At 40.2% G+C, this 19,575-nt stretch carries 19 protein-coding genes; 13 read left to right on the plus strand and 6 right to left on the minus strand.

What is annotated here, in order from left to right:
• Positions 1–634 precede the first annotated feature (634 nt).
• The 5 genes from hflK to rnr are packed head-to-tail and all read left to right on the plus strand — an operon-like array spanning position 635 to position 7,079.
• Complete coding sequence (gene hflK, locus BBROOKSOX_RS04005) at positions 635–1,786, plus strand: FtsH protease activity modulator HflK (protein ID WP_139659876.1); 1,152 nt, start codon at positions 635–637, stop codon at positions 1,784–1,786.
• Positions 1,786–2,649, plus strand: coding sequence for a protease modulator HflC (gene hflC / locus BBROOKSOX_RS04010; protein WP_139659877.1), 864 nt, complete (start codon positions 1,786–1,788; stop codon positions 2,647–2,649). The genes hflK and hflC overlap by 1 nt, the downstream gene beginning before the upstream one ends.
• Before the next feature lie 6 nt (positions 2,650–2,655).
• Positions 2,656–3,603 carry an ATP phosphoribosyltransferase regulatory subunit gene (locus tag BBROOKSOX_RS04015; RefSeq protein WP_139659879.1) on the plus strand — a complete coding sequence of 316 codons (948 nt, stop codon included), beginning with the start codon at positions 2,656–2,658 and terminating at the stop codon, positions 3,601–3,603.
• Between the two features lie 13 nt (positions 3,604–3,616).
• The gene (locus BBROOKSOX_RS04020) at positions 3,617–4,936 is read left to right on the plus strand and encodes an adenylosuccinate synthase (protein WP_139659880.1); all 1,320 of its coding nucleotides are present in this window, start codon (positions 3,617–3,619) and stop codon (positions 4,934–4,936) included.
• A 25-nt stretch (positions 4,937–4,961) separates the two neighbouring features.
• Positions 4,962–7,079 (plus strand): ribonuclease R, encoded by a 2,118-nt coding sequence (gene rnr, locus BBROOKSOX_RS04025; protein WP_139659882.1) that lies wholly within the window; start codon positions 4,962–4,964, stop codon positions 7,077–7,079.
• A gap of 209 nt (positions 7,080–7,288) precedes the next feature.
• On the opposite strand, the gene ilvD is transcribed toward rnr, so the two are convergent.
• Positions 7,289–8,953: a dihydroxy-acid dehydratase gene (gene ilvD / locus BBROOKSOX_RS04030; RefSeq protein WP_139659885.1), complete on the minus strand. Its 1,665-nt coding sequence runs from the start codon at positions 8,951–8,953 to the stop codon at positions 7,289–7,291.
• A 43-nt stretch (positions 8,954–8,996) separates the two neighbouring features.
• Between ilvD and BBROOKSOX_RS04035 the strand changes: the two genes are divergently transcribed.
• Positions 8,997–9,464, plus strand: coding sequence for a GNAT family N-acetyltransferase (locus tag BBROOKSOX_RS04035; RefSeq protein ID WP_257607757.1), 468 nt, complete (start codon positions 8,997–8,999; stop codon positions 9,462–9,464).
• Entirely contained in the window at positions 9,464–10,051 is a 588-nt protein-coding gene (rnt, locus tag BBROOKSOX_RS04040; protein WP_139659887.1) for a ribonuclease T, read from the plus strand. Before BBROOKSOX_RS04035 ends, rnt begins: the two co-directional genes overlap by 1 nt.
• A gap of 25 nt (positions 10,052–10,076) precedes the next feature.
• On the opposite strand, the gene BBROOKSOX_RS04045 is transcribed toward rnt, so the two are convergent.
• The gene (locus tag BBROOKSOX_RS04045) at positions 10,077–10,730 is read right to left on the minus strand and encodes a lysophospholipid acyltransferase family protein (protein ID WP_306821332.1); all 654 of its coding nucleotides are present in this window, start codon (positions 10,728–10,730) and stop codon (positions 10,077–10,079) included.
• A 114-nt stretch (positions 10,731–10,844) separates the two neighbouring features.
• Between BBROOKSOX_RS04045 and BBROOKSOX_RS04050 the strand changes: the two genes are divergently transcribed.
• From BBROOKSOX_RS04050 to BBROOKSOX_RS04060, 3 genes are read left to right on the plus strand one after another with little or no spacing between them, the layout of a single operon-like run.
• Entirely contained in the window at positions 10,845–11,480 is a 636-nt protein-coding gene (locus tag BBROOKSOX_RS04050; RefSeq protein WP_139659890.1) for an HAD family hydrolase, read from the plus strand.
• A gap of 41 nt (positions 11,481–11,521) precedes the next feature.
• On the plus strand, positions 11,522–12,580 hold the full coding sequence (locus tag BBROOKSOX_RS04055; protein WP_257607758.1) for a DNA recombination protein RmuC: 1,059 nt from the start codon (positions 11,522–11,524) through the stop codon (positions 12,578–12,580).
• The gene (locus BBROOKSOX_RS04060; protein ID WP_139659895.1) at positions 12,577–13,329 is read left to right on the plus strand and encodes a YciK family oxidoreductase; all 753 of its coding nucleotides are present in this window, start codon (positions 12,577–12,579) and stop codon (positions 13,327–13,329) included. Before BBROOKSOX_RS04055 ends, BBROOKSOX_RS04060 begins: the two co-directional genes overlap by 4 nt.
• Here the strand turns inward: BBROOKSOX_RS04060 and BBROOKSOX_RS12445 are convergent.
• Together BBROOKSOX_RS12445 and BBROOKSOX_RS04070 are read right to left on the minus strand one after the other, a co-directional pair.
• Positions 13,310–13,546, minus strand: a complete 237-nt coding sequence (locus BBROOKSOX_RS12445) for a DUF3955 domain-containing protein (protein ID WP_139659899.1) — start codon at positions 13,544–13,546, stop codon at positions 13,310–13,312. The two genes, BBROOKSOX_RS04060 and BBROOKSOX_RS12445, sit on opposite strands and share 20 nt — an antisense overlap.
• 4 nt (positions 13,547–13,550) lie before the next feature.
• Positions 13,551–14,351 (minus strand): inositol monophosphatase family protein, encoded by an 801-nt coding sequence (locus BBROOKSOX_RS04070; RefSeq protein ID WP_139659901.1) that lies wholly within the window; start codon positions 14,349–14,351, stop codon positions 13,551–13,553.
• Positions 14,352–14,365: 14 nt separating this feature from the next.
• Here BBROOKSOX_RS04070 and BBROOKSOX_RS04075 point away from each other — a divergent pair, with 14 nt between their 5' ends.
• Complete coding sequence (locus BBROOKSOX_RS04075) at positions 14,366–15,112, plus strand: RNA methyltransferase (protein ID WP_139659903.1); 747 nt, start codon at positions 14,366–14,368, stop codon at positions 15,110–15,112.
• Positions 15,113–15,173: 61 nt separating this feature from the next.
• On the opposite strand, the gene htpG is transcribed toward BBROOKSOX_RS04075, so the two are convergent.
• Positions 15,174–17,024 carry a molecular chaperone HtpG gene (htpG, locus tag BBROOKSOX_RS04080; protein WP_139659904.1) on the minus strand — a complete coding sequence of 617 codons (1,851 nt, stop codon included), beginning with the start codon at positions 17,022–17,024 and terminating at the stop codon, positions 15,174–15,176.
• A gap of 65 nt (positions 17,025–17,089) precedes the next feature.
• Between htpG and BBROOKSOX_RS04085 the strand changes: the two genes are divergently transcribed.
• On the plus strand, positions 17,090–17,965 hold the full coding sequence (locus tag BBROOKSOX_RS04085; RefSeq protein WP_139659906.1) for a tyrosine recombinase XerC: 876 nt from the start codon (positions 17,090–17,092) through the stop codon (positions 17,963–17,965).
• Entirely contained in the window at positions 17,962–18,495 is a 534-nt protein-coding gene (locus tag BBROOKSOX_RS04090; protein ID WP_139659908.1) for an L-threonylcarbamoyladenylate synthase, read from the plus strand. Before BBROOKSOX_RS04085 ends, BBROOKSOX_RS04090 begins: the two co-directional genes overlap by 4 nt.
• On the opposite strand, the gene BBROOKSOX_RS04095 is transcribed toward BBROOKSOX_RS04090, so the two are convergent.
• Positions 18,496–19,575, minus strand: a 1,080-nt coding sequence (locus BBROOKSOX_RS04095; RefSeq protein ID WP_180323847.1) for a WD40 repeat domain-containing protein, incomplete at its 5' end; no start/stop codon positions are given.

Raw genomic sequence — 19,575 nt, forward strand, 5'->3', positions numbered from 1 at the left:
CACTTGGCTTAGACGTCTGAGTAAAGACAACCAAGGTATTAAAGCCCTGCGAAAGGCAAATAAAACGCTCCTTAAAGCCACACTCAATAACTGTAAAAATATCACTCTTGGAGACCTTTGCATAAATAGGAACAATCATCAGAAACCCACTTTTCACCCACTTGGCGATTTTTTAAACCCAGCCTTAGCCCTGCTAGGACAAGGTTTAAAGAAATCACCAATGCTGGCCACCGCAGCGGTAGTGATCGTGATGGTAAGATCTTCCATGTTAACTTTGGCGCCCTCTTATGGACTCGTTCTGCTGTTGCGATTAATGGCGGTGAGTATGATGCTCGTTATTTTTTAGCTGATAGTAGTAGTGGTTTTTATTCGATAAATCGTACCTACGGCTTAAGCATTCGTTGCATTTCGATTCGTAAAGCATTCCTACCCTAAGCAGAAAAAAAATTAAGCACCTGTTGCCATTCATCACGACACTTGTGTTTACTAAAAATAGTTACTGAGCCTTATGAGCCTTATTTTTTCGCAAACATAGATGGAGTAATAGAGCGTGCCATCTTTGCAATCTCTATCTTTGTAAGTACATATATAATGTAAAATGACTCGGATTTTGTAATACAGACAAGGAACTTTAATGACTAACAACAAGCAAAACCCTTGGGGGGGTGGAAACAACCAAACACCACCAGAGTTAGACGAGGTAATTAGGGATTTTAAAAACAAATTTGGTAATATTTTTGGTGGCGTGCCATCAAAGCCTGGTGCGCCTATCGTATCAAAAACACCTATTTTCAAATACCTATTTATATTGGCTTTATTGGTTTGGCTTTTGTTCGGTGTTTACATTATTGCCCCTGCTGAAAAAGGGGTGATATTGCGTTTTGGTGCCTTTCAAGAAGAAACTTCTCAAGGCCCGCATTGGCACTTGCCGTATCCGATTGAGCGTCTAAATCGCATCAATGTTGAGGCCATTCAAGATATGCAAATTGGTTATAGAGATGCCGTTAGAAATCGTCGTGGTGGCAATGTATCTTCTGAATCGTTAATGTTAACCAAAGACGAAAATATGATTAATGCTAAGTTTGCCATTCAATATAAGATTAATGATGCGCAGAAATATTTATTTAATGTTGCCAATCCTAAATCGACTTTACGCCAAGTAGTTGAAAGTGCTATTCGTCAGGTCATTGGTAAAAATTCTATGGACTATATCTTGATTGGAGATCGCGCAGCAATTGCCGATAGTATTAAGGAAAAATCCCAAGAATTGCTTGATTTTTACGCAGTAGGTTTGTTAATTACAACCGTTAATATGCAAGATGCGCAACCACCGGAGCCAGTGCAAGCAGCATTTTCTGATGCGGTAAAGGCGCGTGAAGACAAGCAACGCTTGATTAATGAAGCGCAAACTTACGCCAATGGTATTTTGCCAAAATCTCGCGGTAGAGCCGCGCGTATACTTGAAGAAGCAAGAGGTTACAAATCAAAAGTCGTTTCCAAATCTGAAGGTGAAGCTTCGCGTTTTAAGAAAATTTTAACCGAGTATCAAAAAGCCCCTGAGGTAACTAAAGAGCGCTTATACCGTGAAACAATGGAAGATGTGCTTGCAAATACCAGCAAGGTGGTGGTTGATTCAAAGGCTAACAATATGATGGTTTTACCGATTGATAAGTTATTAGATAATAAGGTGCGTACTAATAACACCATGACTCAAGGGATGCAATCACAACAAGTCAAACAGGATGGCAGTATTAGAAATGTTTTCCGTAATAGAGAGGTTAGATAATGAAAAAACTTGCAATTGTATTTTTGGTCATTGTTTTTTTCGTTGGTATTTCGGCGTTATATACAGTTAGTGAAACACAAACAGCGATTAAATTACGCTTAGGTCGAATCATCGCTGTTGAGCAGGAGCCAGGACTAAAATTTAAAACCCCATTTGTCAATAATGTGGTGAAGTTTGACAATCGCATTCAAACATTAGACGCACCTGCAGAGCGTTTTTTAACGGGTGAAAAGAAAAATGTCAATGTTGAATATTATGTGAAATGGCGCATTATTGATGCTAAGCAGTTTTACATATCAACTAACGGCAATATGGCAAGAACCAACAACCGTTTGGCACAAATCATCAAAACAGGTCTTAAAAGTGAGTTTTCTAAGCGCACTATTGCCGATGTGGTTTTTGGTGAGCGTGGCGAGATTATGGTAAATATCAAACAATTGGCAAAGAAAGATATTGGTGAGTTTGGTATTGAAATTATTGATGTGCGTATCAAGCGTATTGATTTGGCAGAAGAAGTGTTAAATTCTGTCTATCGTCGTATGCAAGCAGAGCGCCATCGTGTTGCTAAGGAGTTTAGGTCAAAAGGTGCAGAAGAAGCAGAAGTCATCCGCGCAGCAGCAGACAAAGAACGCACGATTATTTTAGCGAATGCTTACCGAGATTCTGAGAAAATTCGCGGTGAAGGTGACGCTGTTTCTGCAAATAATTATGCAAAAGCTTACAATAAAGATGCAAAGTTTTATTCATTCTACCGCTCGTTAGAGTCTTATAAAAAGTCATTCTCAGGTCGAAATGATATTATGGTGCTGAATCCAAATACTGAATTTTTCCGCCATTTTAATCCAGTAATCAACATAAAATAATCAGTAATGAACACTTGGCAACTCCCTGAAGGTGTTGATGAATTGACTGGTGATAGGGCATTAGCGTTTGAGTGTGTGCGTCGCCAACTTATTGATTTATATACTGATAAGGGTTTTGGGTTGGTTATTCCACCCATGGTAGAAAATATTGAGTCTTTGTTGTTGACTAGTGAGTCAGTTAATAAGAAGACTTTTAAATTTCTAGACCCTAGTAGTGGCAAGATGTTAGGTGTGCATGCCGATATTACCCCGCAAATTGCACGCATTGACGCCAAGCAGGGCAGTGATAAAATTTCAAAATATTGTTATGTTAATGCGATTTTGCAGACTAAGGCAGACGATTTTTACACATCGCGCTCACCGATTCAAGCAGGTGCAGAATTATACGGCTCTAATAGCATTAATGCTGATATTGAGGTGATTGTATTGATGCTTGAGAGTTTAAAGTTACTTTCTATCGAGCCGATTGTGCTGAGTTTGGGAAATGTGGCTGTGTTTGATGCTTTAATTGCACAAGAGGCATTAAATGATGAGCAGGCATCAGCACTCAGACAAATCTTTGTCAAACGCTCGGTGCCAGATTTGGCAGTATTTTTAAGTGACAATACACTTAAAAACGCGAATAAATTTAGTGCATTAATGAAACTAGAGGGTGATGCCAGTGTATTGGATGAAGCCTTAAGTATATTTAAGGATATACCTAAGGCAAAAGCAGCCATCCAAGATTTGGTAAACATTAACGCAAACTTGAGCGCAGTAGATGTTAAGGTCGTGATTGATTTTGGTGAGCTTAAGGCTTACGAGTACCATACAGGTGTTGTGTTCTGTGCTTATAATGAAAATTATTCCAAAGCTTTGGCGCAAGGTGGTCGTTACAATGGTTTAAGTGCGTCGTTCGGGCGTCCAAGAGCGGCAACAGGGTTTTCATTTGATTTAAAATTTTTAACACATTAAGGATTAAGCAAGTATGTCAAAAAATGTAGTCATCATCGGCACCCAGTGGGGTGATGAAGGTAAAGGTAAAGTGGTTGATTTGATTACCGATAAAGTATCCAGCGTGGTGCGTTTTCAAGGCGGACACAATGCAGGACACACCTTGGTTATTGATGGCAATAAAACCGTGTTACATCTTATTCCATCAGGTATTTTGCGTGAAGAAGTTGAATGCTTGATTGGTCACGGTGTGGTGTTATCAATGTCTGCACTCATTAAGGAATTGAGGGAGTTAGATGCTGCTGGTGTTAGTGCCCATTCGCGTTTAAAAATATCACCAGCATGTCCGCTGATTATGCCTTACCATGTGGCACTTGATAATGCGCGTGAGCTCAAGCGTGGCAAAGCTGCTATTGGCACTACAGGCAATGGTATTGGCCCCGCATATGAAGACAAAGTTGCGCGTCGTGGATTGCGTGTTGGTGACCTATTGGATGCTAATGCATTTGCTGAGAAGCTTAAAGATGTCATGGAATATCATAACTTCGCATTAACGCACTATTATGGCGTTTCGGCATTGGATTATGCTGAGGTTTTAGCGCAGGCGTTAGAGCATGCAAAAGTTGTGATGCCGATGATTACCGATGTTACGCAGCAAATTCATCAACATATTGCCAATCATGAAAATATCTTGTTTGAAGGCGCACAAGGTGCACTGCTCGATATTGACCAAGGCACTTACCCATTTGTCACTTCATCAAACACTACCTCAGGAGGTGCGGTTACAGGTTCAGGTGTCGGTGTTACCGATATTGATTATGTGTTGGGTATCGTTAAGGCTTATACCACTCGTGTTGGTGGCGGACCTTTTCCAACAGAATTGGTTTACGATGTTGAGATTGATAAGGGTGATGCTATTGGCAAGACATTAGGCACGGTAGGCTGTGAATTTGGCGCTACCACAGGTCGTCAGCGTCGTTGTGGTTGGTTAGATATGGTAACGCTTAAGCGTTCGTTTAATCTCAACGCAGTTACAGGTATCTGCCTGACAAAATTAGATGTTTTAGATTCTTTAGACAGTATTAAAATTTGCGTGGCTTATGAGCTGAATGGCAAAGAAGTGACTACGCCACCGTATGATGCGCAAGGCTATGCTGATGCCAAGCCTGTCTATATTGAAATGCCTGGCTGGAAGACTTCCACCATTGGCACAGATGCATTTGACAACTTGCCACAACAGGCACAAGACTACATTCGCAAGATTGAAGAACTTTCAAACTTGCCGATAGATATTTTATCCACAGGTCCAGACCGGGATGAAACACTAATACTAAAACACCCCTTCGACGAATAACTAATTAACTAATAAAGGCTTCATTATGAGCGACCCGCACCAAAACAGAGAATCAAAGAAATACGACAATCCAATCCCTTCAAGAGAATATATTCTTGAATATGTCGCCAAACAAGCAGTTACAACCTACGATTTATACGACTTACTTGAAGTTGAAGGTAAGCAGAAAAAACCTTTAACACACCGCCTTAGAGCGATGGTACGCGATAAGCAACTGAGTTGTAATCGTGAGGGTGAATACAGTATTTTTGATGCTGAAAAAGATGCCATGATTGGTACGATTAGTGCGCATCCAAGAGGTTTTGGCTTTGTCATGCTAGATGAAGGTGGCAGGGATTTGCGCCTTTCTGCGCATCAAATGAAATTAGTGTTTCATGGTGACAGAGTTAAAGCAAGAATGCTTGATGATCGTGGTGATTCTGAGGTTGTTGAAATTCTTGAGAGTCTTAAGAGTGTTGTAGGTCGTCTACATTTTGGCACTGAAGGCGGTGCTTATGTGGTGGTTGACGACAAACGAATTTGCAACAATATTGATATTCCTCAGACTAATGATGAGAATACTGACCAACAAATTGTTATTGTTGAGATTATCCAAGCACCCACCTTTAAAACGCCTGCACAAGGCAAGATTACCCGAATTTTAGGTGATTATATGGATGAAGGGGTTGAAACTGAGGCGGCACTTTACCGCAATGGTATTCCAGTGGATTTCTCAGGAGAAACTTTAGCCCAAACTAAGCAGTTACCAACAGCAGTAAGTGCACAAGACAAAATAGGGCGTGTTGATATTACTGATATGAAATTGGTTACGATTGATGGTGAAGATTCTCGTGACTTTGATGATGCGGTGTTTGCTGAGTCTACAGGTAACGGTTGGAAGCTGGTAGTGGCAATTGCTGATGTATCCCACTATGTAGAAGAGGGCACAGCACTTGATATAGATGCGGTGCAGCGTGGTAATTCGGTTTATTTCCCGCGTCGTGTGGTGCCGATGTTACCTGAAGAGCTTTCAAATGGCTTATGCTCAATTAATCCTGATGTAGAACGCCTATGTATGACTTGTGAGATGAATATTGATGCAGAAGGTAATTTGCTTGATTACAAGTTTTATCCGGCAGTTATGTTTTCACATGCTCGTTTAACTTATACCAAGGTTGGTAAAATTTTAGAAGAGCACGATGGCGAATTAACACAGCAATATTCAGGTGTCATGGATAATTTAAATGCCTTGTATGACCTATATAAAGCTTTAAAAGGTGCGAGAAGCAAACGCGGTGTTATGGACTTTGATCGTATTGAGACGCAAGTTTTGTTTGATGATAATGGCAAAATTGACAATATTGTGGCAACTTCTCGCAACGATGCACACAAGCTCATTGAAGAATGTATGCTGATGGCAAATCAAGCCACAGCGAAGTTCTTAGCTGAGAATGATGAGGATTTCTTATACCGTATTCACCCTAAGCCAACCGCAGAGAAGGTTGAGCTAACGCGTCAATTTTTAAGTGCAGTTGGTTTAAGCTTGGAGGGTGGTGTGCAACCAGAATCTAAGCATTTCGCTAAAGTGTTAGAAGACGCTAAAGGCAGAGATGATGAAAATATCATTAAAACCGTGGTTTTACGCACCATGAAACAAGCTGTTTATACACCAGCTAATGAAGGTCACTTTGGCTTAGCGTTCGATGATTACACGCACTTCACCTCGCCAATCAGACGCTATCCTGATTTACTGGTACATCGTGCAATCAACCGTGTGCTTAATAAAAGCACCAGAAAACCCAGTAAGGTAATGGTAGAACTCGGTGTTGAATTATCAGCCACAGAACGCAGAGCAAACGAAGCCACCCGAGATGTTGAGCAGTGGTTGAAATGTGAATATATGCGCGATAAAGTTGGCGAAACCTTTAACGGTGTTATCTCTGGTGTTGCTGCCTTTGGCATCTTTATCGAGCTCACTGATATCTATACCGAAGGCATGATTTCTATTCGTGATATGAAAGATGATTATTACAATTTTGATGAAATTCACCACCAACTCAAAGGTCAACGAGGCGGTAAAGTCTTTCGTTTAGGTGACACCATCACGATACAGGTTGCTTCGGTTAATTTAGATGATAGGCAAATGGTGTTTACTCCTGCTTAAATCACGGTGTCTTTCGGCAGAAGAAAAGAAAAAATACTTGCAATTACTTTTGTGAGTATATTCTAAAATAACTGTTTAGGCAATTTTTTGGTTTATTATTTATAGTTCTGTAACCTAATTTCATAAAATCACCAAGTCGGCAAAACTTGTCATTTTGCTAATCATTCCTACTTATGCAAAAGTCTCAAGTAATAAATTGAATTTGAATATTAATCAGTAACCGCACCTTCAGAAGCAGACTTAGCCAGTTTGGCAAACTTAGCCAGTACACCCTTGGTGTAGTTGGGTTTTGGTTGTGTCCAGTTGGATAAGCGCTCATCAATGATAGACTGTTCAACGATGAGTTCTAAGCTGTTATTTTCAGCGTTAATAAGTATCTCATCGCCATCTTCAACCACGGCTAATACACCACCTTTAAAGGCTTCTGGGGTGATATGTCCAACCACAAAACCGTGGGTGCCGCCCGAGAAACGACCATCGGTAATCAGTGCGACTTTGCCGCCCAAGCCTTTACCCATGACCGCAGAAGTTGGGGCAAGCATTTCACGCATACCCGGACCACCTGCAGGGCCTTCGTAACGAATAACGATAACATCACCTGCTTGGATTTTGTCTTTTAGGATAGCCTCTAGTGCTGCTTCTTCACGACCAAAGCATTTTGCTCTACCTTTAAAGCTTAAGCCTTCTTTACCCGTGATTTTCGCTACTGCACCTTCTTGTGCTAAATTGCCACGCAAGATACGCAGATGTGAGTCTTTTTTGATCGGGTTGTCTAAAGATTTGATGATTTCTTGTGAATCAGCGTAGGGCTTGACAGCTTTTAGGTTTTGTGCCATTGTTTTGCCGGTTACTGTCATGCAGTCGCCGTGCAATAGCCCTGCATCCAGTAACATTTTCATTAGGGGTAGGGTGCCACCGATTTCAACCAGTTCACTCATCATATACTTGCCTGAAGGCTTAAGGTCGGCAATCACAGGTACATCGGCACCAATGCGAGTAAAGTCATCAATGGTTAAATTAACCCCGATGGCATTTGCCATAGCAATAAGGTGTAAGACTGCATTGGTGGAGCCACCCAGTGTGATAATCACGGTAATGGCATTTTCAAAAGCTTGCATGGTCATAATATCGCTTGGCTTAATGTCTTTTTCTAAAAGAGTCAGTACCGCTTCGCCTGCACGCACGCAATCGTTATTTTTATCTGCTGAGATGGCGTCTTGTGCACTGGAGTTTGGCAAACTCATGCCCAGGGCTTCGATTGCGGATGCCATCGTATTAGCGGTATACATACCGCCACAAGAGCCTGGACCAGGAATGGCAGTTTTTTCAATATTTTCTAGTTCAATCTCACTAATAGTATTGCTGGCAAATTGCCCCACTGCTTCAAACACGCTAACAACATCGGTGTGACCTTTACCTGGCTGGATAGTGCCACCATAAACAAAAACACTCGGACGATTAAGTCGTGCCAAGCCCATAATACAGCCGGGCATGTTTTTATCACAGCCACCAATGGCAACGATGCCATCAAAGCCTTGGCAGCCGACAACTGTCTCAATAGAATCGGCAATCACCTCACGGGAGACCAAAGAATATTTCATACCTTCAGAGCCCATAGAAATACCGTCTGAAATGGTGATGGTATTAAAGATAACGCCTTTACCGCCAGCAGAATTAACGCCTTTCTCTGCTTCGTCAGCCAGTTTGTTAATGTGCATATTGCAAGGTGTTACCATTGACCAAGTTGAGGCAATACCGACTTGCGGCTTGCTAAAGTCTGCCTTTTTAAAACCGACTGGATACAGCATAGCGCGACTTGCTGCGCGCTCATAACCATCAACAACTTGAGAAGAATATTTGCGTTTATTAGACATAAAAGTATTTCGTTTACTATAAAGAGATAAATTTTAGACTAAAATGAAGTTTTTCTCTACCCTAAATACACAATTGGATACAGCGCAAAAAATCTTGGAATTGATTACACCTTTCGTTAAGCAGGACAAAATTCTGCCAAGAACACACACTCAAATCAATGACAATATTAATGATTTTGTTTTGCTAGAGCAATCTGGTGAGTTAGTGGCTTGTGCAGGTTTAAAAAACTGCCAAGCAGGTGGTATGGGCGAAATTTATGCTTTAGCTGTATCGGAAAAAGCACAAAACCAAGGAATTTCAACTCAACTCTTAGATAAAATCATGCAAAAAGCATTGGCTGATAATGTATCCAAAGTCTTTGCATTGTCTAGACATAATTCACAGTGGTTTTTAAAGCAGGACTTTGTAAAAATGGACATTAGTGAACTGCCCAAGAAGCGTCAAGCCTTGTTTGACCATCAGCGTAACTCATCTGTCTTTTTTAAAATTGTTGCTAAAGAGAACTTGTAATGCAAATTAAAGATCGTATTCGAGGCTATTTACCTGTGGTGATTGATATTGAAACTGGGGGTTTTAATGATAAAACCGATGCTATGCTTGAGATTTGTGCGATAACGATTGATATTAATGAGCAAGGTGTCTTTTATCCAAAAGATGTCTGTCACTTTCATATAGAGCCTTTTAAAGGTGCCAATCTTGAAGCGGCAGCGCTTAAATTTAATGGCATTGATGTGCACAATCCATTACGCATGGCAGTGAGTGAAAAACAAGCGCTGAATAAGATTTTCCAAACCGTTAGTGCCGAGGTAAAAGCCCAAGAATGTACGCGTGCAATTTTAGTCGGGCACAATGCATTTTTTGACCTGGGTTTTTTAGTGGCAGCGAGCAATAGAGCCAAGCTCAAAAGTCCATTTCATCAATTTTCCACCATTGATACAGTCAGTCTTTCAGCTTTATATTATGGTGAAACAGTGCTTGCTAAAGCGATGCGTGTGGCGGGTATTGAATGGGAGGATGTTAATGCGCATTCAGCGTTATATGACACGCAAAAAACAGCCGAGTTATTCTGCAAAATCTTTAATACACAGCCTTTTTAAATGACAGACTCAAACCTTGTCAGGGTTAAATAATGCGAGAAGCTTGAGATTCAGTCCAATCTCGGATTTCTTTGATTAGAACTGTTGCAGATTTCCCTGCAACACTAATAGGTTTGCCAATAACAACGGTAATGGTATTAGGATATTTAATAAAACTACCTTTAGGCCATACTCTACCAGCGTTATGATAGACAGGCGATATGTCACAACCTGTTTTCTTAGCGATAGAAATGCCACCTTTTTGGTATTCACCGAGTTTTCCATAAGGTTGACGCGTGCCTTCAGGGAAGACGACGACAAAAATCTTTTCATTGATTCTATCAGCACCTTGTTTGATTACTTTTTTTAGAGCTTTGAATTTTTCGCCACGATTAATAATAATAGGCTTTAACATTGCCAACGCCCAACCAAATACTGGAATGAGTAGCAACTCTCGCTTAAGCACCCAAGTTTGATGTGGAAAAACTTGTTGTAGTCCAATGGTTTCCCAAGTAGATTGATGATTAGAGATAATCACGCATGGTGTTGTTGGGATATTTTCCTTACCCATGACTTCAAGCTTGATGTTTAGCGTCATGCGTAGCCACCAGATACAAAACTTTGACCAATTTACCAATATGGCGTAGCGTACTTTGACTGGGGTAAAGAACAGCATTAACACGATTGTTGTCAGTAACACTAAAACTATGGTTGAACCTAAAAAGTAAAGTAAAGACCTTAAAAAAAGCATATTCATTCAGTATAGAGCATGTAAGCGTTATAATTTATCAACTTGAAATTTTAATGATTTTTTATGACCCTTAGCACTATTCTTTTTGATTTAGACGGCACATTGGTTGACACTGCCCCTGACCTTGCTTATGCACTCAATGCTTTGTTGCTGGAGAATGGCATAGAAGAAAAGTCGTACAAGGTGATTAAGCCTTTGGTGGCACATGGCGGTAAAGCCTTAATAACTATGGGTTTTGAGTGTAATGAGTCGCATCCTGAATTCACTCAAAGACACCAAAGACTGCTACAAATTTATACCGATAATATTGACAAACACGCAAAAACTTTTGAGGGTATTGATGATTTGTTAGCATTGATTAAACAGCGCAAGCTCTTGTGGGGCATTGTTACCAATAAACCTGAAAATTTAAGTTATTTATTATTGGAAAAATTGGGCGTTAAGCCCGATGTAGTCGTGTGTGGCGACACACTAGAACATAGTAAACCCCATCCTGCACCGCTACTTTATGCTTGTGCACAATTGGCAGTTGATCCAAAGTCATGTTTGTTTGTTGGGGATGACAAAAACGATATGATTGCTGGCAAGAATGCAGGTATTAAAACGGTTGCAGTCACTTATGGTTATGGCACAGTTGCGCAGGATTGGGGTTATGATTATCTTATTGATTATCCACAAGAAATACAGAGGTTGATTTAATGCAAGAACTATTATTAGGTTTTTTTATAGGCTTTTCTCCTATGCTTTTTTGGCTTTTTAAGCTTAAAAATAAGAACACTGAATTAGAGATAAAACTCAAAGAACAAGAAAAGACTTTTAATGCCGCACAACGATCGCAAACGCAAATGAATGAAGCCTTTGAGAAGATTGCTGCCCAAGTTTTAAAAAAAGACAGCCTTGAGCTCAGTGAAAAAAATGCAGACCTACTTCAGCCACTAAAAACACAAATTAAAGATTTTCGCAAGAAGATAGAGGGGCTTTCCACTGAGCAAGTTAAAGACCGAAGCTCGCTTGAGCAACAAATTAAAACCTTAACGGATGCACATAAGAACACGCTTGAAGGTACGCAAAAGCTCACCAATGCACTTACTTATGACAACAAACAGCAAGGTGATTGGGGGGAGATGATATTAGAGTCAATTTTGGAAGATTCTGGATTAAGTAAAGGTGATCAATACCATGTGCAATCAACACTCAAAGATGAAGATGGAAGGGTATTAAGACCTGATGTAATCGTGCATTTACCTGACGATAAAGACATTATTATTGATTCCAAAGTTTCGCTTAAAAGTTATCAGGACTATGTCTCAGGCGATAGCACAGCAATTAGCGCACATATCAAATCTATTGACACCCATATTAAAAATATCTCATTAAAGTCATATGAAAACTTAGAGGGCGTGAATACACTGGATTATATTTTTGTATTTTTCCCAATTGAGGCATCTTTGCTAGTGGCATTAGAGCAAAAACCCGATTTATTTAACGATGCACTAAAGAAAAATGTCGCATTGGTATCCCCCTCAACGCTGATGATGAGTCTAAAAACCGTTAATCATATTTGGAATACCGAGAGACAAAACAAAAATACCGAAGAGATTGTGCGTCAAGCAGGGGCGATGTATGATAAATTGTCAGGCTTTTTAAAATCTATGGATGAGATAGAAAAGCAATTGGACAAAGCAAGAGACAGCTATAAAGATGCACGTATTAAACTCTCTACCGGTAAAGGCAATCTTATTGGTCGTGCGGAAAAATTAAAAGAACTGGGTGTGCAAAGTAAAAAGGAATTGAAATGAATATTAAAACCAATTATCAAATTACCAAGGATGAGTTAAAGGATAAAACCATTTTAGTCACGGGCGCTAACCGTGGCTTCGGCAGGGCGATGACGCTAGACTTGGCTAAAGCAGGCGCGAGTGTGATTATGCTAGGGCGTGATTTAGGCTCGCTGGAGGGGGTATATGACGAAGTGGTGGATGCAAAATACCAAGAGCCGATTCTTTACCCATTTGACTTAGAAGGGGCAACACCTGAACATTATGAGCAACTACAAAAAAGTATTTTGGATAATTTTGGACATCTTGATGGGCTGATTCACAATGCCAGTATCATCGGCACAATGATGCCAATTGAGCAATATGATATTAAACTGTGGTACTCTACGATGCAAATTAATCTCAATGCCCCTTTTATGCTGACGCAATTTTTAATTCCTGCATTAAACCAGTCTGATGATGCGCGCGTGTTATTTTTATCCTCTTCGGTAGGGCGTAGTGCAAGAGCTTATTGGGGGGCTTATGGTGTGAGTAAATTTGCGATTGAAGGTTTAAGCAAAACCCTATCAGAAGAATTGGAGAAAACCAATATTAAAGTCAATTCGCTAGACCCAGGGAGGATGAAAACTGAGATGAGAAGAGCCGCCTATCCTGCTGAAAATGCAGATAAAAACCCTTTACCTGAGGATAAAAGCCCAGCGATTGTGTATTTAATGAGTGAAAAATCTAATAAGTTAAACGGAGAACAAATTACCTTATCCAACGCTTGATCAGTTTAAAAATAAACAAGATTAAATAAACAACAAAGCTGGCGACACTGAGCACGAAAGAAAAAGCAGCAATTGGCGTCCACAAAGTTTCGTGTAATAAACCTTGTTCATCGACATATATTGGATAAAAAGACTTTTGGATCAATAAAGAGGCGACAGCCAATAGCAGAAAAAATAAAGCAATTTTTAAAAGAGTACTTTTAAAAGGCTTTTGCATATTTTTAGTATTGTAAATCGCTGGTTAAATGCGGGTGAATGGTTTTTAAAATTTCTTTAAAAACTTTTTCATTGCCAGCCACCACATTGCCAGTTTCTAAAAATTTATCACGACCTGAAAAATCACCAATAAAGCCACCAGCTTCTTTAACCAAAAGTGCACCAGCAGCGATGTCCCAAATGCTAAGCTCAATCTCCCAAAAACCATCCAAGCGACCTGCAGCCAAATAAGCCAAATCAAGTGCGGCAGAGCCTGCACGGCGAATACCTGCAACTTGTGGATGGATAGCCTTAAACATATCTAAGTAAGCATCTAAATGCCGTGGTGCTTTAAAAGGAAAACCGGTGCCAATCAATGTGTTTTCAAAACCACGGGTATGAGTCGTGCGAATCCTTTGCTCGTTAAGATAAGCCCCTTGACCCTTAGAGGCGGTAAACATCTCTTCTTTAAATGGATCATATACCACAGCGTGGGTGGCTTCCTTGTCTTCGTACAAGGCGATAGAGACGCAGTATTGAGGGAAACCATGTAAGTAATTGGTGGTGCCATCGAGCGGGTCAACAATCCATTGAAAGCGACTGTTGCCTAAAATTTCTCCATTTTCTTCACCCAAAATACAATGATCGGGAAAGGCGTATTTCAACTCGTCTATAATAGCATCTTCGGCGGCTTTATCTACTTCAGAAACGAAGTCATTGGCTGCTTTATTTTCAATCGTTAAAAGGTCAATTTGGTTGTGGTATCTCAAAATGATGTCACCCGCTTTTCTGGCGGCTTTAATGGCAATATTAAGCGTAGGATGCATGATAAAAGGCAAAAATGAATAAAGAAGCGAATTATACCCATACCTTTGATAGGGTGCGTGTGGTTATGGTTAATACCACCGAGCCAGGTAATCTTGGTGCAGCCGCCAGAGCGATGAAAAATATGAACTTATCGCAGTTGACTTTGGTCAATCCGCAAGGTTATCCATCGGCGGTTGCTACTGCTAGAGCGAGTGGTGCAGATGATGTGTTGTCCAATGCGCTAGTTTATAACTCCTTGAAAGAAGCCCTGCAAGGCGCACATTTGGTGATTGGCGCCAGTGCACGCCAACGCAATATTAAATGGAAACAAATGGATGTCGTAGGCACTTGTAGTGAGATTCAAAAAACAACCTCAGTTGAAAATCAAAGTGTCGCAGTGGTCTTTGGCACAGAAAAATATGGTTTGACTAATGAAGAGCTAGATTTGTGCCAAATCCTGATGACCATCCCCGGAAACCCTGATTATTTTTCTTTGAATGTGGCTTCTGCCATTCAAGTCTTTGCCTATCAAAATTATGTCTACAACACCACAACGCAGTTTGAACAGAGCAGTAACGAGATTGCCAGTTTTGACGAATTAGAAGGTTTTTACGCCCATCTTGCTCAAGCATTGGAACACATGGGATATTTTAAAGACAAACGCCCTAAGGCGCTTTTAATGCGCAGACTGCGTCGTTTCTTTGGCAGGGCAGAGCCTGAAAAAGAAGAGGTGGCAATATTGCGAGGGATACTTAGGAATATTAAGCCATTTGAGAAATAAATAATACCCATAAAAAAAGCCCGATTTGTTCGGGCTTTTTTACTTCAAATATTGAAATAGATTATTTAATAAGTTTATTCATGCGTTTAACAAACTCAGCAGGTTCTTTGAGTTGTCCGCCTTCACTGAGTACCGCTTGGTCAAACAACACCTTAACCACATCTTGACTAATCTTAGTTTTAAGTTTTTTAACCAAAGGATGTTTAGGGTTAATCTCAAGAATAGGCTTGGTTTCAGCTACATCTTGACCGAGTGATTTCATGATGCGCTCCATATTGCCACCCATCTCATTTTCATCGGCAACCAAACAAGAGGGGGACTCGCTAAGACGATTAGAGATTTTTACTTCTTTGACTTGGTTTTCAAGAATTTTGCTCATTTTTTCAATGACTTTATCAAAATCTTTGGCAGTTTTTTCTTTTTTGGCTTTTTCTTCTTTAGAATCTAAATCTTCTAAGTCGCCTTTAGCAATAGATTTTAGTGGGGTACCGTCAAATTCTCCAAAATTACTAACCATCCATTCATCAACACGATCAGACAGTAGCAACACTTCAATATCTTTTTGGTTGAAAATTTCTAGATGTGGTGAACCTTTGGCGCTCTCATAAGTCTCAGCCGTGATGTAATAAATGGCTTTTTGGTCTTTTTGCATGCTTTTAACATAGCATTCAAGCGTTGCTGTTTGTGTGGCATCAGCACTTTTATTAGTGGCAAAGCGTAGTAGTTTGGCGATTTTCTCTTTGTTGGCAAAATCTTCAACCACACCTTCTTTCATAACCATGCCAAATTCTTTCCAAAAAGTGGCGTATTTTTCAGGCTTGTTTTTTGCCATTTTTTCCAATTCTTTTAAAATACGACTGACCGAGGCTTTGCGTATGGTATCCACGACTTTGTTGCCTTGTAGAATCTCTCTAGAAACATTCAGCGATAAATCAGCAGTATCAATCACACCTTTGACAAAGCGCAGGTAAAGTGGCATTAATTCCTCGTTATCCTCCATAATAAAGACGCGCTTGGCGTAGAGTTTAATGCCACCTTTGCGCTTAGGTTCCCACATATCAAATGGTGCTTTTGAGGGGATATAGAGTAAGGAGGTGTAGTCTAAGTTGCCCTCAACACGATTGTGCAACTGGGTGAGTGGCGCTTCAAAGTCAAAAGTCAGCGACTTATAGAACTCATCGTAATCTTCTTGTTTAAGCTCAGATTTGTCTTGTGTCCAAAAGGCATTGGCTTTATTAACGGCTTCGTATTCAATGTTTTTGTCGTCTTCTGAGTGCTTAATCATCATAATTGGCACCGTAATATGGTCGGAATATTTGCTGATAATGCCGCGCAGACGGTGCTCGTCTAAAAACTCAGCTTCATCGGCTTTAATGTGCAAGGTGATAGAGGTGCCAAAATCAGGGCAATCGACCTTTTCAGTTGAGTATTTACCCTTGCCATTTGATGTCCATTGGGTGCCTTTTTTGCCTTTAGTGCCTGCTTTTCTGGTGGTCAGTGTTACCTTGTCAGCAACGATAAAGGCAGAATAAAAACCCACACCGAATTGACCAATAAGATTGGAATCTTGTGCTTGTTTTTCATCTAGACCTTTCAGGAATTTTTTGGTACCAGAATTGGCAATAGTGCCGATATTTTTATTGACTTCAGTCTCAGTCATGCCAATGCCATTGTCGGTAATGGTAATGGTTTTTTTGTCTTTATTAACATCAATATAAACGGCTAAATTTTCCTTGCCTTCAACCAAAGAATCATCCGAAAGCGTCTCAAATTTAAGCTTATCAATCGCATCAGAGGCATTGGATACCAACTCCCTGAGGAAAATTTCTTTATTTGAGTATAGAGAATGAATCATCAAATCCAGTAGTTGTGAGACTTCTGTTTGAAAAGTATGTGTTTGTTTTTCTGCCATTTTTCTATTCCATGTTATGCGTTAAAATATATCAATATGGGCAGAATGATAAAATTCAACTAAAAATGCAAAAAGAAATTGAAAAATTTATTGCGTATTTAAAAGTTGAGCGTCACTATGCGCTAAACACACAACAGGCCTATGAAAAAGACTTGCGTCAGTTGTTAGAATTTTTGCGTGAAAAAAGCATCACTAATTGGAGTGATGTAACCACGCAGCATCTAAATTTACTCGTGATGAAAATGCGTCATCACGGTATGAGTGGACGCAGTATTCGCCGTCATTTGTCTTCTGTGCGTGGTTTTTTAAGTTATTTATTGTCCCAAAAAATCATACCCAGTAACTGCGCTTTGGGCTTGCAAACGCCTAAAGTCAGCCAAAACTTACCGAAAATACTAGATTATGAGCAAATTGTAATGTTGAGCACCCCAAGACTGCAATCGGCTAAAGAGCTGCGAGATGTTGCAATTATTGAGGTGCTTTATTCTTGTGGGCTTAGGGTGTCAGAATTGGTCTCATTAGATATAGATTCAATCGATAACACTCAGGGCTTTTTGCGAGTGGTGGGCAAGGGGTCAAAAATGCGGCACACACCATTAGGCAAACCAGCACAAAAGGCGATGACAAACTACTTGCAAAAAATAGGTGTGACACAAGGCGCTCTATTTTTAAACAACAAGAGGCAAAGAATCAGCACGAGGTCTGTGCAAGCCATGATTAAGCGGCGTGCACTGGAAGTTGGCATTAAGGTTGGTGTGCACCCACATATGTTGCGCCACGCAGCAGCCACACATTTTTTGCAGTCCAGTCATGATTTGCGCAGTGTGCAAGACTTTTTAGGGCATAAAAGCATTAAATCAACACAGGTTTATACGCACTTAGATTTTTTAGAATTATCCAAGGTGTATGACAAATTTCACCCTCGCGCTAAAAAACCATGAATTTTCAAACACGATATGCAGCCAAGATACTGAGGCTTGGCGGGGTGATTAGCAACCCGACAGACACCGTTCAAGGTTTAACCTGCCTGCCTTATGAAAAATCGATGCAAAAAATGCTGTGGCTTAAGCGTAGAAGCCCTGCAAAAGGCTTGATTTTGCTTGCTAGTGATGTCAATTTTTTGTATCCGTATGTAGAAGACGCAAGTTTATTAGTACCAATAAAACTACAAAAACAACCAACGACTTATTTATTAAAAGCAAGTAAAAACACTTCAAGATTGATCAGGGGTGATTTTGACACAGTTGCGGTGCGTTTGACAGACAATGCTTTGATTAGCGCCCTGTGCACAAAATTAGGCAGTGCGCTATTGTCTAGCAGCGCCAATATTACTGGAAAACCTATTGCAACAAGTATGCTTGAATTAAATGTGTCCTTCAAGCAAGAATTAGATTTTATTATTGCACCAAAAAAGAATAATACCGAGCCATCACACATTATTAATGCACACACACAAGAGCGAATTAGATAATTACTTGTTTGTGTCTAACTTAAAATTGGCATAGTCGTCAATAGACATCGTTTGCGTGCCGTTGCTAACATTAAGTAGTTGCCATGCTGTATCTGTGGCGTGGATTGTATTATTGGTAAAATTTAAGCGATAGTCATTGTGCCATAGTTGTTGTAATTGCCAAGAGGATTGGGCAGGTGATAATTGCCAAATACAAATTTCCATTGAAGCAGAGACAATCTGTTTGCCATCTGGACTGAAATTTGCACTTGAAACCAAGGTCGTATGCCCAATAAAAGTTTGTAGACAATTGCCTGCTAAATCCCAAAGTTTGAGGCTCTTATCCGCTGAGGCAGAGACAATATGTTTACCATCTGGGCTGAAATTTGCACTTACAACTCCAGTCGTATGCCCAACAAAAGTTTGCAGACAATTACCCGCTAAATCCCAAAGTTTGAGGTTGTTATCCCATGAGGCAGAGATAATCTGTTTGCCATCTGGGCTGAAATTTGCACTAAAAACTATACCTATATATGTATGCCCAACAAAAGTTTGCAGACAATTACCTGCTAAATCCCAAAGTTTGAGGTTGTTATCCCCTGAGGTAGAGACAATCTGTTTGCCATCTGGGCTGAAATTTGCACTTGAAACCCCAGCCGTATGCCCAACAAAAGTTTGCAGACAATTACCCATTAAATCCCAAAGTTTGAGGCTCTTATCCGCTGAGGCAGAGACAATCTGTTTGCCATCTGGGCTGAAATTTGCACTTGCAACCCCAGCCGTATGCCCAACAAAAGTTTGCAGACAATTACCCGCTAAATCCCAAAGTTTGAGGTTATTATCCCCTGAGGCAGAGACAATCTGTTTGCCATTTGGGCTGAAGTTGGCACTAAAAACTCTAGCCGTATGCCCAACAAAAGTTTGCAGACAATTACCCATTAAATCCCAAAGTTTGAGGTTGTTATCTCCTGAGGTAGAGACAATCTGTTTGCCATCTGGACTGAAATTTACACTCAAAATCATATCCGTATGTCCAATAAAAGTTTGCAGACAATTACCCATTAAATCCCAAAGTTTGAGGTTCTTATCCACTGAGGCAGA

Source organism: bacterium endosymbiont of Bathymodiolus sp. 5 South (assembly GCF_900128535.1).
Classification (GTDB): Bacteria; Pseudomonadota; Gammaproteobacteria; order PS1; family Pseudothioglobaceae; genus Thiodubiliella.

Excerpts from the sequence above, each read along its gene's own strand:
- BBROOKSOX_RS04015 (WP_139659879.1), top strand. The coding sequence starts at position 2,656 with ATGAACACTTGGCAACTCCCTGAAGGTGTTGATGAATTGACTGGTGAT.
- BBROOKSOX_RS04020 (WP_139659880.1), top strand. The coding sequence starts at position 3,617 with ATGTCAAAAAATGTAGTCATCATCGGCACCCAGTGGGGTGATGAAGGT.
- BBROOKSOX_RS04070 (WP_139659901.1), bottom strand. The coding sequence starts at position 14,351 with ATGCATCCTACGCTTAATATTGCCATTAAAGCCGCCAGAAAAGCGGGT.
- htpG (WP_139659904.1), bottom strand. The coding sequence starts at position 17,024 with ATGGCAGAAAAACAAACACATACTTTTCAAACAGAAGTCTCACAACTA.
- rnt (WP_139659887.1), top strand. The coding sequence starts at position 9,464 with ATGCAAATTAAAGATCGTATTCGAGGCTATTTACCTGTGGTGATTGAT.
- hflK (WP_139659876.1), top strand. The coding sequence starts at position 635 with ATGACTAACAACAAGCAAAACCCTTGGGGGGGTGGAAACAACCAAACA.
- BBROOKSOX_RS04075 (WP_139659903.1), top strand. The coding sequence starts at position 14,366 with ATGAATAAAGAAGCGAATTATACCCATACCTTTGATAGGGTGCGTGTG.
- BBROOKSOX_RS04060 (WP_139659895.1), top strand. The coding sequence starts at position 12,577 with ATGAATATTAAAACCAATTATCAAATTACCAAGGATGAGTTAAAGGAT.
- BBROOKSOX_RS12445 (WP_139659899.1), bottom strand. The coding sequence starts at position 13,546 with ATGCAAAAGCCTTTTAAAAGTACTCTTTTAAAAATTGCTTTATTTTTT.
- BBROOKSOX_RS04050 (WP_139659890.1), top strand. The coding sequence starts at position 10,845 with ATGACCCTTAGCACTATTCTTTTTGATTTAGACGGCACATTGGTTGAC.
- hflC (WP_139659877.1), top strand. The coding sequence starts at position 1,786 with ATGAAAAAACTTGCAATTGTATTTTTGGTCATTGTTTTTTTCGTTGGT.
- rnr (WP_139659882.1), top strand. The coding sequence starts at position 4,962 with ATGAGCGACCCGCACCAAAACAGAGAATCAAAGAAATACGACAATCCA.
- BBROOKSOX_RS04085 (WP_139659906.1), top strand. The coding sequence starts at position 17,090 with ATGCAAAAAGAAATTGAAAAATTTATTGCGTATTTAAAAGTTGAGCGT.
- BBROOKSOX_RS04035 (WP_257607757.1), top strand. The coding sequence starts at position 8,997 with ATGAAGTTTTTCTCTACCCTAAATACACAATTGGATACAGCGCAAAAA.
- BBROOKSOX_RS04090 (WP_139659908.1), top strand. The coding sequence starts at position 17,962 with ATGAATTTTCAAACACGATATGCAGCCAAGATACTGAGGCTTGGCGGG.
- BBROOKSOX_RS04055 (WP_257607758.1), top strand. The coding sequence starts at position 11,522 with ATGCTTTTTTGGCTTTTTAAGCTTAAAAATAAGAACACTGAATTAGAG.
- ilvD (WP_139659885.1), bottom strand. The coding sequence starts at position 8,953 with ATGTCTAATAAACGCAAATATTCTTCTCAAGTTGTTGATGGTTATGAG.